The organism is Corynebacterium sp. NML 120412 (assembly GCF_002285155.1).
In the GTDB taxonomy this organism is placed as follows: domain Bacteria; phylum Actinomycetota; class Actinomycetes; order Mycobacteriales; family Mycobacteriaceae; genus Corynebacterium; species Corynebacterium gottingense.
Genome location: NZ_NSGL01000001.1, coordinates 693,947 through 709,370 on the forward strand (window position 1 = coordinate 693,947; position 15,424 = coordinate 709,370).

A 15,424-nucleotide genomic window follows, 5' to 3' on the forward strand; every position below is an offset into this window, starting at 1 on the left:
CGAACTCTTCAGGGCGACGACCCCGCCTCAGCCTTCATGACCGGGGCGATTGCCGGGCCCTGCTTCCGGTTTCCAACGGTACTCCTTTTCGCCTTCCGATGACCGTTCGGACACAATCGGACATTCCGCCAAATCTTCCTGCGGTTCCCCACCGACCGGGCCAGACCCCCCGAGCGACCGCACCTGAGCTGCGGTTTCACGCCCCTTGGGCAAGCGTAGGAACAGGATAACCGCGATCAAAAACACAATTGCAGAAACCCAGGTGTTGACTCTCTGCCCGAAAATCATGGTCGCCTCGTCGCTTCGCATGAGCTCTACAAAGAAGCGACCGAACGTGTACCCCGCCACGTAGAGCCAGAACACGCGGCCGTGCCCGAGGCGGAACCGGCGGTCCGCCCACAGCAGCAGCGCGCAGACGAGCAGGTTCCAGACCAGCTCGTAGAGGAACGTCGGGTGCACACTGGTCAAGACCTCGCCGGTCGAATGCCCGGTCAGTGGCGCGAACTTCCCGGACTCGTCGACCCGGTAGTAGATGTCCAGCGCCCACGGCACATCCGTTTCCGCGCCGTAGAGCTCCTGGTTGAACCAGTTCCCCAGTCGTCCGATGCCCTGTGCGAGCACAACACCGGGCGCGAGGGCGTCGGCAAGCGGCGCAAACGGCACCTTGCGGTATCGCATGAGGGCCCACACCGCGAGCGTGCCGAGCGCGACCGCGCCCCAAATACCCAGGCCACCGGCGGTAATGTTGAGCGCCTGCAGAGGGTCCTTGCCGGGGCCGAAGTATTTCTCATGGTCCGTAATGACGTGGTAGAGACGGCCGCCGACGATACCCGCCGGGATCGCCACGATGGCCGCGTCCCACACCACGTCCGGGTCGCCGCCGCGCGCCTTGTAGCGCCGCACGCCGAGCCACATTGCCGCGAGGATGCCGGTGATGATGCACAGGGCGTAGGCGCGGATCGGCACCGGCCCGAGGTGCCACACGCCTTGCGGCGGCGACGGAATATTTGCCAAGTAAAAGGTTTCCACGACACATAGTGTGCCTGAGCGTGCCCCGAATCTCGAACAGGGCCTCGTGCTTATCGACGCTACCTCCGCGACGGGCAGGCCGGGTGCTGCCCAGCTGCCGCAAGCTTCCTGGTTGCCGCCAAGATGTCTCCCCCGTTCATGATCGCCTCGGCGGCCAGCACCGCGTCCGCCCCGCACGCGGCAGCCGCCATCAAGTCCTTCGCGGTCGCGACGCCGCCGAGGCTGATCTTGATCACCTCGCTGGGCAGACCCGGCGCGATTTCCGCAAACGCGTCGCGGTTGAGCGAGTTGGTCTCAAACGACCACGAGTTCACCGCGATGACGCTCGCCCCGGCCTGAAGCGCGCGGTCCGCTTCCTCTGGGGTGCGCACCTCCGCCATGACCACCATGCCGAGCGACTCCGCGCGATCCAGCAGCGCGGCGAGCCTCGCCTGCTCCAGGATCTCCACCTGGAGGGGAAGCACGTCCGCGCCGTAGCAGCGCGCCTCGTGGATCTGGTAGGGGTCAACGATCACGTCCCTGCACACCATGGGCAGCTCCACCGCTTCCCTGGCGGCCGCCATGTCCGCCAGGGAACCGTCGAAACGCAGGCGCTCCGTCTGGCACGCGATGAGGTGCGCCCCGCCCTGCTCGATGGCGTGCGCCACCTCCTCGATGGACTGGTAGGTGGCGGCGGTCGGTCCGAACACCGGAGAGTTGCGCTTAATCTCCGCAACCACCCCGCACCCGTGGCGCAGCAGCGCGGCTTTGGCGTCCCGAGTTGGCGCCATTGCGCGGGAGCGGGCCTTAATGTCCTGGAAGGAAACGACAGATTCGCGCTTGGCAACGTCGCGCAGGACGCTGGCGACAACGGTGTTGACCTTGTCGGGCGCGTCAGCCGTGTGCGGTGCCAACATGACTACCTCCAGGAGTCTTGACTGTTGTCCATAGAATAGACGGGTTGGCCGCTGCGCACGAAATCTCCCCTGGTTACTGGTCCCGTCGGCGCACGGAGTGCTCGGGGCGCGCCGGGTGCTCCGGGTGCTCCGGGCGCTCCGGCTGGCCCAACTGCTCAGTCGGATCGATGTCTGCGTCCAGCGCGTCCCACAGGACGCGACCCGAGTCCGGACGTGCTTCGAGGTCCTCATGGATCTTCTCGCGGCGCACCGTCTCCTGCTCGTACTTGTTCAGTTTCGCAGAGTCCTGTCCCGGCTTGGCCGCCAGCAGCACGCCGCCGACCACCGCAACGAGGCAACCGAGCAGCGCACCGATCGGCCCGAGCGGTGCCACCGTCGTGGCAGTAATGTCGGCCCATTCCGCAATCACAGCTCCTGATGACTGGGATTGTTGCGCGGTCTGCGCGGTGTCGGACCCCACGCTGAGCAGCGTGTGCACCCGCTCGGGGTCGATCGTGCCGAGCAGCGTCGTCGCCGGCGAAATCGCGCCGCCGACGCCCGCGAGCGCGCCAACGATGCCCACCGCGCGCCGACCCCAGCGCCGCAGGGCAACGCCTGCGATCATGCCGACGATGAGCAGCAACGCGACCGCCGTCGTCTCCGTGGACCACTCCGCCCCGCGGATGGCCACGCTGCCTCCGCCGGAGAGGTCGTCCTGGTAGTCCACCTGGATCCATTCCATGCGTGCGAAGGCCCACAGCGCAGCGCCGCCCACGCCGAGCGCGATCGCGCCCGCGCGGGACCAGCCCTTCGACGGTTGGCTCATGTTGTGCTCCTTAGTAGTCGTGCGCGTCAGAGTAGCTGGTCCGCGTCAAAGCAAGTGCGATCGCCCGTGTGGCAGGCCCCACCGGTCTGTTCCACCGTGACAAGGAGGGTATCGCCGTCGCAGTCCAGACGCACCTCCGTCACACGCTGCACGTTCCCGCTGGTCAGTCCCTTAATCCAGTAGTCTTGGCGGGAGCGCGAATAGTAGGTCCCGCGCCGCGTGGCCAGCGTGTAGGCCAGCGCGTGGTCATCCATCCACGCCATCATAAGCACCTCGCGGGTGTCCGCCGCCTGCACCACTGCCGGAACGAGCCCCGCATCGTTGCGCTTCAAGCGCTGCGCAATCTCCGGGTCGAGCGCATACTCGGCAGGATTATCGCTGTGCTGGGTGTCCACTTACCGGACCTCCTTGCCGGCATCCCGCAGCGCGTCCTTCACCGCGGCGATGGAGACCTCGCCAAAGTGGAAGATCGATGCGGCAAGCACCGCGTCGCCACCTGCATCGACCACGGGCGGGAAGTGCTCCGCTTTACCGGCGCCGCCGGAGGCGATCACCGGGATCGTCACGGACTCTCGCACCGCGCGCAGCAGGTCCAGGTCGAACCCCTCCTTCGTGCCGTCACCGTCCATGGAGTTCAAGAGGATTTCACCCACGCCCAGGTCCTGGCCGGTGCGGGCCCACTCCACGGCGTCGATACCTGCTGAGCGCGTGCCGCCGTGGGTGGTGACCTCGAACCCGGACGGCTGTTCCGCGCCGCCTTCGGGGACGCGCCGCGCATCGACGGACAGCACGATGCACTGGGCGCCGAACTCCTCGCTGAGTTCACGCAGCAGCGACGGGTTCGCGATGGCTGCGGTATTCACGCTCACCTTGTCCGCTCCCGCGCGGAGGAGCTCGCGCACGTCGTCAGCAGAGCGCACTCCCCCGCCGACGGTGAGGGGAATGAACACCTGCTCCGCGGTGCGGCGCACGACATCCAACATGGTGCCGCGGCCCTCCTTCGACGCGGAGACGTCGAGGAACGTCAGCTCGTCGGCGCCTGCCTCCCCGTACTTCTTGGCCAGTTCGACCGGATCGCCGGCGTCGCGGAGGTTGGCAAAGTTAACCCCCTTGACCACCCGGCCCTCGTCCACGTCGAGGCACGGGATCACACGAATTGCAACGGGCATGAGCGGGCACGTCCTTTCGGGCAGGGCTACAGGGCTACAGGGCTATCTACACAACGGACTTCATCGTACTCAGGGTCCGAGCGTGCGCCTCTGGGGTGCCGAGCAGGGCGCCGACGGAACGCATGTGCCAGGGCTTGCCCACGGCGTCGGTCACGCGCGCGCCGGCGCAGCGCGCTAGGCACACGCCCGCCGCGTTGTCCCAGATGTGCGGCGAGAAGCTCACGGCCGCCTGGTAGATGCCCTGCGCCACGAACGCCAGGTCCACCCCCACGGAGCCGGAAATGCGGGGGCGCAGCTCCGTCTCCGCGAGCGCCCCGACAAGTCCCAGGCGCATCCGGGCAGGGAACCGCTGCCGGTCGTCCGAGCCGACGGAGCCCACGCCAACCTGCCACGCGGACGCCGTCCGGCTGTTCACCGGTGGCAACGCATCCCCGTTGAGCATGACCGGGCCGCCCGCGACGGCGCTCAGCTGCATGTCCATCAGCGGGATGTCCGTCAGCGCGAGGACCGGCTCGCCGCGCACCACCAGCGAGACCAGAATCGCGCAGTTGGGGTTGCCGGTCGAGTAGTTCGACGTGCCGTCGATGGGGTCCACGACCCAGCACGCGTGCTCGTTGAGCTCCCCGCCCTGCTCCTCCCCAAAGACGGGCACGCCGGTTTCTGACTCGAGGCGGCGCCGCAGGAGCGCCTCGATGGCCAGGTCCGCTTCGGTGGCGAAGTCCCCCTTCCCCTTATCCAACGCCGGCGCCGCCCCGAGGTGCGCGGTGAAGAGCTCGCGAGCTTGTGCTACCACGTCGCGCGCGGCGTCCATGCACCCGGGAAGGTCGACGCCTGTCCCCGCCGCATCGGTGTTGGAATCGGGCTGGTGCAACTCGCTCACGTGCGGTGCCCCTTCTCCTTCGTCTCGCAATTAGTCCTGGGCCGCGGGCGTGGCGTGTGCCACCGCGTCGAGCGCTTCGGTCAGCGTGAACTTCCGCTCGTAGAGCGCCTTGCCAATGATGGCCGAGTCGATGCCTTCCTCCGCGTAGCTGGCCAGCTCCCGCACGTGGTCGAGTGTGGCGATACCACCGGAGGCGGTCACCGCAGCGTCGCTCGCCGCCGAGACCTCCCGCAGCAGTTCGATGTTCGGACCGGTCAGGGTGCCGTCCTTGCTGACGTCGGTAAGCACAACGCGCGCGCACCCCGCCGCATCGAAGTACTCCAGGACCTCCCAGAGATCGCCCCCGTCCGAGGTCCAGCCGTTGCCCTTCGTGCGCCACTCGCCGGCTTCCTCGCGCACCGCCAGATCCACCGCGATCTTGTCACCAAAACGCGCGATGACATCGGCCGCCCACTGCGGGTTCTCCAGCGCTGCGGTACCGATGTTCACGCGACGCGCACCGGTGGCCAGGGCGCGCTCAAGCGAAGCGTCGTCCCGAATCCCCCCGGTCAGCTCCACCTGCACATCAAGCTTGCCGACGATGTCCGCCATCATCTCGTGATTCGACCCCCGCCCAAAAGCGGCGTCCAGGTCAACGAAGTGGAGCCACTGCGCCCCCTGCTCCTGCCAGCGAAGGGCAGCCTCCAACGGGTCGCCGTAGCTCTTCTCCGTCCCGGCCTCGCCCTGCTCGAGGCGGACGGCCTGGCCATCAACAACGTCTACGGCGGGCAGCAGTGTGAAATCCATGCACACATGGTAGCAGCGCCGCCACGCGTTTAGCGCAGCGTGTTCACCCAGTTCTCCAGCAGCGCCAGGCCCGCGTCTCCGGACTTCTCCGGGTGGAACTGCGTGGCCCACAGCGGGCCGTTCTCCACCGCAGCCACGAACCGGCAGTCGCCGTGCGTTGCCCAGCTGACCTTGGGGTACGCGATGTAGTCGTCGGCGGACAGCGCGAAGTCGCGCACCCCGTAGGAGTGTACGAAGTAAAAGCGCGTCTGCGGGTCCAGGCCGGCGAACATCTCGCTGTTGTCCGCGATGTCGACGGTGTTCCAGCCCATGTGCGGCAGCACCGGCGCCTCGAGCTTCTCCACCACCCCGGGCCACTCGCCGAGGCCCTTGGTGTCCACGCCGTGCTCCACGCCACGGTCAAACAGCACCTGCAGGCCGACGCAGATCCCCAACACCGGGCGCGAACCCGCGAGGCGCTGGCCAATGACGCGGCCGCCGTTGACCCGGTTGATGCCGCGCATGCACGCGTCGAACGCGCCCACCCCAGGAACGAGCAGGCCGTCAGCCTCCACCGCCACGTGCGGGTCTTGTGTGACGGTCACCTGCGCGCCGACGTGCTCGAGGGCGCGCTGCGCGGAGCGGATGTTGCCCGCCCCGTAGTCAAGCAGGGCGACGCTGGGGGCACTGCGCGGCGTTGTCGCGTGGTCCGGGCGCTCAGGGGTGGAGTTCATGGTGGCTCATCTTACCGGTCGCGGCGTCGGTAGCGTCGCGGTGCCTGCACCGATTGGAGCCGGGCGGCGAGGTTGTTCACCTCAACCACGCGGTGGCGGCCCAGCTGGCGGTCCAGCAACGTCACCACCAGGCCGATCATGATGACCGCCGCGGAAATACCGAACATGGGCGAAAACGCCATCGTGGTCAGCAGCATGCCGTAGAAGGTTGAGCCGAGCCCGGTGCCGCCGTCGTAGGCCACGTTCCAAATCGCCGCGGCTTCTGAGGTCTTGGACCGGGGCAGCCGGTAGAACATCATTGTCAGCGCCTCGTTCTGGACGGCGCCGAAGCCGAGTCCGTACAGCAGCGCCGCGAGCACCATCCACCACACGGACAGCTGGAACACCAGGATCGCGGCGATGAGGAGGACGCCGAGGGCGGCGGTGATCTGGAAACGAATCATCACGGTACCCGGATAGCCCACGCGGTCCATGACGCGGCCCGCGTAGTAGCGCGAGAGCATGGAGGCGAAGTTCATGAACCCGAGCATGAGCCCGCCCAGGGTTGCGCCGGCGACGGGGTCGAGCTCGCGCATCGACGCCGGCAGGAAGTTCGTAATCGCACCGTATGCGGTGGTGACGAACATGAGCGCGAGCGCAGGGACGAGCACCAACCGCCAGATCGGCACGTAAATGTGGTCCGTCTCCGACGTTTCCTTCTCCGGCGGCGGGATGGGCGGGATGCCTTGGCAGGCCACGAGCGCGAGCAAGCCGACGCCGCCCGCGATCAGGTAGACAGCGTCGTACCCGATGCGCTGGACCAGGGCCATGCCAGTGGGCAGCGCGATCATCTGTGCCAGGCCAATCATGATGCCCACCACGCCGGTCGCGCGGCCCAGCAGGCTGATGGGTACCAGCTCCGCGACGATCGCCGCCTCCGCCACCGTCAGCGCACCGAATCCCACGCCGCGGATCGCGGAAATGGTGAGCACCTCGGGCGCCCCCATCCCGAGGAGGTACCCCACCGCGGGGAAGCCCAGGAGGAACGCGGAAACCGACATCACAGTGGTGTAGCCAAACTTTCGTAGCAGCCGCGGAGTAAATACCTGTGTGGTGACGGTAAAGAGCATGAACACACCGGTCGTGGTGCCGGCGAGTGTCTCGCCCCCGCCAGCGTCAAGGACGGCAGTGGGAACGACGGGCAGGAGCAGGGCCCACGCGCCGAACGCGCACGCCATGGCTACGAAGACCGCTTTGAGACCGCGTGCCTGCCACACGCTTGTTAGGGAATTGATCTCTTCCGTAGTCACAGGACGACGGGAAAAGAAGGACACCTCACACCACCTTTGCCATGTTGAATAGCGCGAACACGAATGCCAGCGCAGCGAGTAGAGCTAATACAATTGTGACGGCCTTTGAGCCGTGTTGATACGCCGACCACACTCCCCCGGCGAGCAGCCCGGCAAGCAGGAAAAGGACGACAACCCACATTCCGGCAGCGACGTTAAACACCTACAGCGCCCCCTTCGTCGACGGTACCCCCGAGATACGGGGGTCGCGTTCCACCGCCTGGCGCAGGCTGCGGGCCACCGCCTTGTACTCCGCCTCCGTGATGTGGTGCGGGTCGCGCCCGTAGCGCACGTTGAGGTGGAGCGTGAGGCGCGCGTTGTACGCCAGCGTCTCGAAGAAGTGGCGGTTGATCACGGTGGCGTAGTGCCCGCCGATGACCTGCCAGTCCATGTGCTCGGGCTCGCCGTGCATGACAAAGTAGGGCCGCCCGGAAAAGTCGACGACGCCTTCCACCAGGGTCTCGTCCATGGGCAGCAGCATCGATCCGAACCGGCGGATGCCGCGCTTGTCACCGATGGCGTCGATAAGCGCCCAGCCCAGCGTGATGGCGGTGTCCTCGACGGTGTGGTGGGCGTCGATGTGCGTATCGCCCTGGGCACGCACGGAGAGGTCGAACGCACCGTGGGTGCCAAACGCGGTGAGCATGTGGTCAAAAAACGGCAGGCCGGTGTCAACCTCGACCTGGCCCGTGCCGTCAAGGTTGATCTGCACCGTAATGTCGGACTCGCTGGTCGTGCGGGTCGCGGTGCCGATGCGCTGCGCGGCTGGCGCCGGAGACTCAGCCATGGGAAACCTCCTTCGCTGCGGTGAGAAATGCGTCGTTTTCGTGCGGTAGGCCGATGGTCGCGCGGAGGTGGCCGGCCACCCCGACGTCGCGAATCAGCACGCCGCGATCGAGGAACTCCTGCCACGCGGCGGGCGCGTTGGCAAACGGCCCGAAGAAGACGAAGTTCGACTCGCTCGGCACGACATCGTAGCCCATCTCCTCCAGCGCCGCCTGGACTCGGTCGCGCTCCTGCGCGAGCTTCTCCACGGTTTCCAGGGTCTGCCCCGCGAACCGAAGCGCCACGCGCGCGGCTGCCTGCGCAAGCACCGAGAGGTGGTACGGCAGCCGCACGAGCATCACTGCCTGGATAAACGCCGGCGCCGCAACGAAGTAGCCGAGCCGCCCGCCCGCAAAATCGAAGGCCTTGGACATGGTCCGCGACACCACGAGCTTCTCCGGGTACCGCTCCAGCAGCGTCACCGCCGAAGCGCTCGGCGAGAACTCGGCGTACGCCTCGTCCACGATCACGATGCCCGGCGCGGCCTGGATGAGCCGCTCGATGTCGTCCAGGGTCGTTACGTCGCCAGTCGGGTTGTTCGGCGTGGTGATAAAGATGACGTCGGGCGCATGCTTATCGACGCCCACCAGCGCCGCCTCAAGATCAATCCGGAAGTCCTCACCGCGCGGGACCGCGATGAACTCCGTTTGCGTGCCCGCAGACAGAATCGGGTGCATGGAGTAGCTGGGGATAAACCCCATCGCGCTGCGGCCGGGGCCGGCGAAGGCCTGCAGCAGCTGCTGGAGGATTTCGTTCGAGCCGTTGGCCGCCCAGACGTTGTCGCGGGTGACGCGGACGCCGGTCTGTCCGCTGATGTAGGCGGCGAGGTCGTCGCGAAGCGCGAGCGCGTCGCGGTCCGGGTAGCGGTTGAGGTTGCCGGCGACGGCGGCAACTTCCTGCATAAGGGCGTCGATAAGCTCCTGCGATGGCGGGTACGGGTTCTCATTGGTATTCAGCGCGACCGGGACCTTGAGCTGCGGCGCGCCGTACGCGGACTTGCCGCGCAGTTCCTCCCGCAGCGGCAGTCCGGCGAGCTCGGTGGACGCGGCGAGTGTGCCGTCTTGAAACTGCATGGTTAGCGGCCTCCTTCGAGTCGAGCGCGGATGGACTCGCCGTGGGCGGGCAGGTGCTCCTCGGCAGCCAGGGTGATGATCGCCTGGCCGATCTCCGCCAGCGCGGCCTGGTCGTACTCGATGAGGTTGACCGGCTTGAGAAAAGTGTGGGTGGACAGGCCTGCGGAGAAGCGCGCGGTGCCGGACGTGGGCAGGACGTGGTTGGATCCGGCAGCGTAGTCGCCAAGCGGCACCGGCGAGTACGGGCCGACGAAAATCGCGCCGGCGTTGGTCACGCGCTCCGCGAGTTCCCGGGCGTTGGCGGTGTGGACCTCGAGGTGCTCCGGGGCGTAGGCGTCGGCCACGGCGACCGCGGCGTCCAGGTCGCCCACCAGCACGATGCCGGACTGCGCCCCGCCCAGCGCGCTGCGGGCACGCTCCGCGTTGAGCGTGGACGTGGAGTGCTGCTCCACCAGCTCGTCGACGCGGCGCGCGAACGCTTCCGAGTCAGTGATGAGGACACTGGCCGCCTGCTCGTCGTGCTCCGCCTGGGAAATGAGGTCCAGCGCGACGTACTCGGCGTTGGCGTGCTCGTCCGCGATCACCGCGATCTCGCTGGGGCCCGCCTCCGCGTCGATGCCGACCACGCCGTTGACCAGGCGTTTGGCAGCAGCGACGAAGATGTTGCCGGGCCCGGTGACCATGTCCACCGGCTCGAGCTCGGCTGCGTCGTCGCCGTACGCCATGAGCGCCACGGCCTGTGCGCCACCGACCGCCCAGACCTCGGTGATGCCGAGCACGGAGCAGGCGGCGAGCGTGGTCGGGTGCGGCCAGCCGCCGAACTCCTCCTGGGGTGGTGTGCACACCACCATGGAGGTGGCACCCGCTTCCTGCGCCGGAATGACGTTCATGAGCACGCTCGACGGGTAGACCGCCTTGCCCCCGGGGACGTAGAGGCCCACGCGGTTGATGGGAACGAATTTTTCGGTGACGTGCGCCGACGCCGCCAGGCGCGTCGTGTGCGCCGCTGGCTTCTGCTCCGCGTGGACGCGGCGGATGCGCTGGATGGCCAGCTCAAGCGCGTCGCGCACTGCGGGGTCGAGGTCGGCGACGGCCCGCTCGATGACCTCGGCGGGCACGCGCACCGACGCGGGGCGGATCCGGTCGAACTGCTCGCCGTACTCCAGGGCTTTCGCAGCCCCGCCGGTACGCACGGCCTCCACCATCGGCGCCACGGTGGGCAGGACCGCGTTCACATCCGTCCCGCCGCGCGGTAGGGCGCGACGCAGCTCGGATGTCGTCGGCGTGGTGTCCCGGAGGTCGGTGACGTGCAGCATGGAAACTCCCAACATCGCTCGCGTTGCTTTGAGGTACGGGGCGCGGCCTTAGCGTGGCTGCGCCCCAGGACGTTTCCAGTGTAGGGGCCGGGACCGCTGCGCGCGGCAAGTTCATCAGTCAGTTGGCGGCTCGTCCCGCTCCACCACGAGGGACAACGCATTGGAGGCCCAGTAGATTAGGGAGGAGAAAAACGGGCCGACCAACCATGCAGCGCCGATTTTGGCAGGCGGCACCACCTCCACCTGCTGGCCGTCGGCCAGGTTCGCGTGGTCCAGCGGGTGCAGCGCCGCGGCGAGCACGTCGCCGGTAACGGCCACCGTCAGGGTCGCGGAGACCGCGCAGGCGATGAGCCAACACAGCGAGCCGAGGCCTCCACGGGTGCGTCGAGAAGCGAACTGGCGCAACGCGACGACGGCCAGGACGACGCCGATGGCCAGAGTGATCAGGCTGAACCAGCCGGTCGCGGCGAACTCCGCGTTTGCCGGGCTGGCCACCTGGTCGATGGCGAGCCTCCCGTCATCCACCGTGCCCACGTACGCGGGGCGCAGCCATCCCCACAGGAGGCCGCCGCCGATACCGAGCAGCAGCGCGCACACTACAAGGCCCGCGTCCGCCCCGATCCGAGCTGGGAACCTCGGGATGCGGGGCCGCGACGCGGGCTGGGTTGTTTCTAATGCAGTACTCAACGAGGGGCGCTGACTAGTTGCAGAGCTTCCAGCGGCCATCCTCGCGCTCGAAGAGCTGGGTCTGGGTATCCTCGCCGGAATCATTCTTGGCCGTCACGGACGCGGAGGCGCGGTCGCCGTCAACGCGCACGTCCGCCAGGGAGATCTCGGACTTCGGCAGGTCCATGGTCATGCCGGCATCTTCCTGCATCCGCGCCGCTTCCTCGACGGAGTCCAGGGTCATGCCCTGGCGCTCAAGCTCCTCCATCGCGGGGTCGCGCACGGCCTTGCAGGAGTTATCCAGGATGGTGCGGGTCCAGGTGGCGAGCGACTCCGGGTTGGAGACGGCCTCGACGACCTTGGTCATCTCATCGATGTCGCCCTGCGACGCATCCTGGCCACCGGCGATCGGCTCGTGGGTGACCTGCTCGTACTCACCGTCCGCAAACGGGTTAGCAATGGTGGGCACATCGCCGTTCTCGCCCTGGTTGTCGGAGCCGGAATCCTTCTCGCCGGAGTCCTTGGCGTCCTTCTCCGAGGTCTTCTTCGCGGCATCCCCGCCCTTGGAGTCCTGGTCCTTCTGTCCGTCCTTCTGGTCCTTGTCGTCCCCGGACTTCTTTTCCGATTCCTTCGCGGCACCGTCGACGGACTCGGTGTTGTCGGCCCCGTTGTCCCCGGCGGCCTCAGCTGCTGTGGACAGACCGCCGCCGTTGGTTTCCTCCCCTGAGCCACACGCAGACAGTGTCAAGGTCAGGGCGATTGCCGTGACACCTGCTGCAGCAGCTTTCGTCGTCTTGGTGGAAAACCTCACGAATTACCTCTCTTCATCTCCCGGGAAGTCGGACCGCCCGGGTTCGTATCACTCTTGGACGCGCGAACGCACGCTCGAGATACTTGTAAGTTGTCTCGACCATCCTAACAACACCCAGCTGGGGCAATCGTCGAGTTGAGGTGACAACATTCTGGGCGCTTCCTGTGAGCAATCGGGGCAATGAACCTCCCGTGCCCTGACTGCACCACAGTTACGATGGAGCATTATGCAGTTGACCCGGGACACCATTACCGCATCCGCGCTGCGCATTTTGGCAGAATACGGGCTGGCGGACGTCTCAATGCGCCGCGTGGCCACCTCACTCGGCGTTGCCCCGGGGGCATTGTATTGGCACATCGAGAACAAACAGGAGCTCATCTCCTGCCTTGCCGCGGAGATTGTGCGACCAGTTGCAGCCGACGCCGCGGGGGAGGCGACCGCGCCGGAACAGCTCGCGCGCGCCCTCCGGGAGGCCGTCCTGGGCATCCGCGATGGCGCCGAGGTCGTGCTCGCGGCAATGAGCCAGCCGGGAGCGCGCATCCGCGGGGAGCTTTCCACCGTCTTTGAGGGGGCAGTGCGGGAAGTCGCGAACGAGGGCGCTCCGGCAAGTGTCCTTCGCTCAGCGGCGGCGGGCCTGGTCACCATGACGCTTGGCGCGGCGACGATGTACCAATCGGGCGCGCAGCTAGCGGAAGCCACCGGGGAGCGGCCGGTGGTGGGCGCCGAGGAAGCGACGCGCGAGCACGAGGAAGGCGTCGCGCTCCTCATGGCGGGGTTGCGCGCGGGAGGCACGGCGGGCGAGGCGGGCGCGTAGCCGGGACCGGGCGCGCAAATTTGGCTAGGATCGGGCGACATGACTGAACCTTCTGCACCTTCTGATGCACCCACCACCTCCGAGGCACCGATCGTGTGGCCAGGATCCGCATACCCGCTTGGCTCCACCTACGACGGAGCCGGCACGAACTTCGCGCTGTTCTCCGGTGTCGCCGATGCCGTCGAGCTGTGCCTGATCGACGACGACGGAGCCGAAACGCGCGTCCCCCTGGAAGAGATGGATAACCACATCTGGCACGGCTACCTCCCCGGCATCGCCCCCGGCCAGCGCTATGGCTACCGCGTCCACGGGCCGTGGGACCCAGCTGACGGCAAGCGCTGCGACCCGAGCAAGCTGCTCATCGACCCCTACGCGCGCGCATTCGACGGCTCCTTTGACACCCACTCCGCGCTGTTTTCCTACGACCCGGACGCTGAGGAACCCGGCACCGGCCGCAATGAGGAAGACTCCTTGGGTCACACCATGCTTTCGGTCGTGATCAACCCGTTCTTCGATTGGGGCGACGACCGCAGCCCGCGCATCCCCGACGAGGAAACGGTGATTTACGAGTGCCACGTCAAGGGCATGACGCAGTCGCACCCGGACATCCCGGAAAACCTGCGCGGCACCTACGCCGGTATGGCACACCCCGCAATGGTGGAATACCTCAAGGACCTCGGCGTCACCTCCGTCGAGCTGCTGCCGATCCACCAGTTCTTCCAGGACGACCGCCTGAAGGAAATGGGGCTGCGCAACTACTGGGGCTACAACACCTTCGGCTTCTTCGCCCCGGAGCACGACTACGCCTCCACCTCCAACCCCGGCGACGCCGTGGCCGAGTTCAAGCACCTGGTGCGCGCCTACCACGAGGCGGGCATGGAGATCATCCTGGACGTGGTGTACAACCACACCGCGGAGGGCAACCACATGGGCCCGACGATTGCGTTCCGCGGCATTGATAATGAGGCGTACTACCGCCTGGTGGACGATGACAAGTACCACTACATGGACTACACGGGGACGGGCAACTCCTTTAACGTGCGCGACCCGCACTCGCTGCAGCTGATTATGGACAGCCTCCGCTACTGGGTCACTGAGATGCACGTCGACGGTTTCCGCTTCGACCTCGCCTCCACCCTTGCCCGCGAGTTCTCCGATGTGGACCGCCTGGCCACCTTCTTCGACCTCGTGCAGCAGGACCCGGTTGTCAGCCAGGTCAAGCTCATCGCGGAGCCGTGGGACGTCGGCGAGGGCGGCTACCAGGTGGGCAACTTCCCGTCGCTGTGGAGCGAGTGGAACGGCAAGTACCGCGACACCATGCGCGACTTCTGGCGCGGCGAGGGCTCCACCCTGGGCGAGTTCGCGTCCCGCCTCACCGGCTCCTCGGACCTGTACCAACACAACGATCGCCGCCCGACCGCGTCGATCAACTTCATCACCGCGCACGACGGCTTCACGCTCAATGACCTGGTGAGCTACAACGAGAAGCACAACGACGCGAACGGCGAGGACAACCGCGACGGCGAGAGCCACAACCGCTCCTGGAACTGTGGCGTGGAGGGCCCGACGGACGATCCGGAGGTGCGCCAGCTCCGCGCCCAGCAGCGCCGCAACTTCCTCACCACGCTCCTGTTGTCCCAGGGCACGCCCATGATCGCCCACGGCGACGAGTTTGCGCGCACCCAAGGCGGCAACAACAACGTCTACTGCCAGGACAACGAGATCGCCTGGATGAACTGGGACCGCCTGGACGAGGCGAACGAGCTCCACGACTTCACCAAACGCCTCATTGCCATCCGCAAGGCCCACCCCGTCTTCCGCCGCCGTCGCTTCCTCTCCGGTGGTGCGTTGGGTGAGGACGTGCTGGACCGCGAGATCGCCTGGCTCGTCCCGGACGGGCAGCAAATGGAGCAGAAGGACTGGGACTTCGCCTTTGGCAAGGCGCTGATGGTCTACCTCAACGGCGACGCGATCTCCGAACCCGATTCGCGCGGCCGCCGCATCACGGACGATTCCTTCGTGCTCATGTTCAACGCCCACTACGAGGACATCGAGTTCCGCATCCCGCCGCAGAAGTTCGGCGCGAAGTGGGAGGTGCTCATCGACACGACCGAGCCCCTGGGCTACCCCGTCGGCTTCGATCCCGCCGACGCTGAGGGCACCCTGACCGTGCCCGCCCGCTCCACCATGGTGCTCAAGCAGATCGAGCCGCCGGTGATGCCGGAGGACTAAGGGGCAGGTGCTTATCGACGCCCCACCGCCCCGGTAGACTAGTGCGAACCCGCATTTGCCTGTGATTGGAGAGTAGTTCAC

Annotated in this window: 17 protein-coding genes; 2 read left to right on the top strand and 15 right to left on the bottom strand. The window is 67.0% G+C overall.

Features of this window, described 5'->3' with window-relative positions:
• Positions 1–27: 27 nt before the first annotated feature.
• The 15 genes from lgt to CKJ84_RS03225 form a co-directional block, all read right to left on the bottom strand.
• Positions 28–1,029 carry a prolipoprotein diacylglyceryl transferase gene (gene lgt, locus CKJ84_RS03160; protein WP_095545918.1) on the bottom strand — a complete coding sequence of 334 codons (1,002 nt, stop codon included), beginning with the start codon at positions 1,027–1,029 and terminating at the stop codon, positions 28–30.
• A 59-nt stretch (positions 1,030–1,088) separates the two neighbouring features.
• Positions 1,089–1,925, bottom strand: coding sequence for an indole-3-glycerol-phosphate synthase (locus CKJ84_RS03165; protein ID WP_095277546.1), 837 nt, complete (start codon positions 1,923–1,925; stop codon positions 1,089–1,091).
• Between the two features lie 73 nt (positions 1,926–1,998).
• Positions 1,999–2,730: a TIGR02234 family membrane protein gene (locus CKJ84_RS03170; RefSeq protein WP_095545919.1), complete on the bottom strand. Its 732-nt coding sequence runs from the start codon at positions 2,728–2,730 to the stop codon at positions 1,999–2,001.
• A gap of 26 nt (positions 2,731–2,756) precedes the next feature.
• On the bottom strand, positions 2,757–3,125 hold the full coding sequence (gene hisI / locus CKJ84_RS03175; protein WP_095545920.1) for a phosphoribosyl-AMP cyclohydrolase: 369 nt from the start codon (positions 3,123–3,125) through the stop codon (positions 2,757–2,759).
• Entirely contained in the window at positions 3,126–3,899 is a 774-nt protein-coding gene (gene hisF, locus CKJ84_RS03180; protein ID WP_095545921.1) for an imidazole glycerol phosphate synthase subunit HisF, read from the bottom strand. It abuts the gene before it with no gap.
• Positions 3,900–3,945: 46 nt separating this feature from the next.
• On the bottom strand, positions 3,946–4,779 hold the full coding sequence (locus CKJ84_RS03185) for an inositol monophosphatase (protein ID WP_369801150.1): 834 nt from the start codon (positions 4,777–4,779) through the stop codon (positions 3,946–3,948).
• A 30-nt stretch (positions 4,780–4,809) separates the two neighbouring features.
• Positions 4,810–5,565, bottom strand: coding sequence for a bifunctional 1-(5-phosphoribosyl)-5-((5-phosphoribosylamino)methylideneamino)imidazole-4-carboxamide isomerase/phosphoribosylanthranilate isomerase PriA (gene priA, locus CKJ84_RS03190; RefSeq protein ID WP_095545922.1), 756 nt, complete (start codon positions 5,563–5,565; stop codon positions 4,810–4,812).
• Positions 5,566–5,594: 29 nt separating this feature from the next.
• On the bottom strand, positions 5,595–6,278 hold the full coding sequence (hisH, locus tag CKJ84_RS03195) for an imidazole glycerol phosphate synthase subunit HisH (protein ID WP_095277558.1): 684 nt from the start codon (positions 6,276–6,278) through the stop codon (positions 5,595–5,597).
• An 11-nt stretch (positions 6,279–6,289) separates the two neighbouring features.
• Positions 6,290–7,567, bottom strand: coding sequence for an MFS transporter (locus CKJ84_RS03200; protein ID WP_233125465.1), 1,278 nt, complete (start codon positions 7,565–7,567; stop codon positions 6,290–6,292).
• A gap of 25 nt (positions 7,568–7,592) precedes the next feature.
• Complete coding sequence (locus tag CKJ84_RS12170) at positions 7,593–7,769, bottom strand: hypothetical protein (RefSeq protein ID WP_158221631.1); 177 nt, start codon at positions 7,767–7,769, stop codon at positions 7,593–7,595.
• Positions 7,770–8,393: an imidazoleglycerol-phosphate dehydratase HisB gene (hisB, locus tag CKJ84_RS03205; protein WP_095545923.1), complete on the bottom strand. Its 624-nt coding sequence runs from the start codon at positions 8,391–8,393 to the stop codon at positions 7,770–7,772. It abuts the gene before it with no gap.
• Positions 8,386–9,504, bottom strand: a complete 1,119-nt coding sequence (locus tag CKJ84_RS03210) for a histidinol-phosphate transaminase (protein ID WP_095545924.1) — start codon at positions 9,502–9,504, stop codon at positions 8,386–8,388. Before CKJ84_RS03210 ends, hisB begins: the two co-directional genes overlap by 8 nt.
• Positions 9,505–9,506: 2 nt before the next feature.
• Complete coding sequence (gene hisD, locus CKJ84_RS03215) at positions 9,507–10,820, bottom strand: histidinol dehydrogenase (RefSeq protein ID WP_095545925.1); 1,314 nt, start codon at positions 10,818–10,820, stop codon at positions 9,507–9,509.
• Positions 10,821–10,934: 114 nt separating this feature from the next.
• Positions 10,935–11,507 (bottom strand): hypothetical protein, encoded by a 573-nt coding sequence (locus tag CKJ84_RS03220; protein WP_143340301.1) that lies wholly within the window; start codon positions 11,505–11,507, stop codon positions 10,935–10,937.
• A 13-nt stretch (positions 11,508–11,520) separates the two neighbouring features.
• On the bottom strand, positions 11,521–12,297 hold the full coding sequence (locus CKJ84_RS03225; RefSeq protein ID WP_095545927.1) for a hypothetical protein: 777 nt from the start codon (positions 12,295–12,297) through the stop codon (positions 11,521–11,523).
• A 226-nt stretch (positions 12,298–12,523) separates the two neighbouring features.
• Between CKJ84_RS03225 and CKJ84_RS03230 the strand changes: the two genes are divergently transcribed.
• Both CKJ84_RS03230 and glgX read left to right on the top strand, forming a co-directional pair.
• On the top strand, positions 12,524–13,111 hold the full coding sequence (locus CKJ84_RS03230) for a TetR family transcriptional regulator (protein ID WP_095545928.1): 588 nt from the start codon (positions 12,524–12,526) through the stop codon (positions 13,109–13,111).
• Positions 13,112–13,150: 39 nt separating this feature from the next.
• Positions 13,151–15,343: a glycogen debranching protein GlgX gene (gene glgX / locus CKJ84_RS03235; protein ID WP_095534850.1), complete on the top strand. Its 2,193-nt coding sequence runs from the start codon at positions 13,151–13,153 to the stop codon at positions 15,341–15,343.
• Positions 15,344–15,424: the final 81 nt, after the last annotated feature.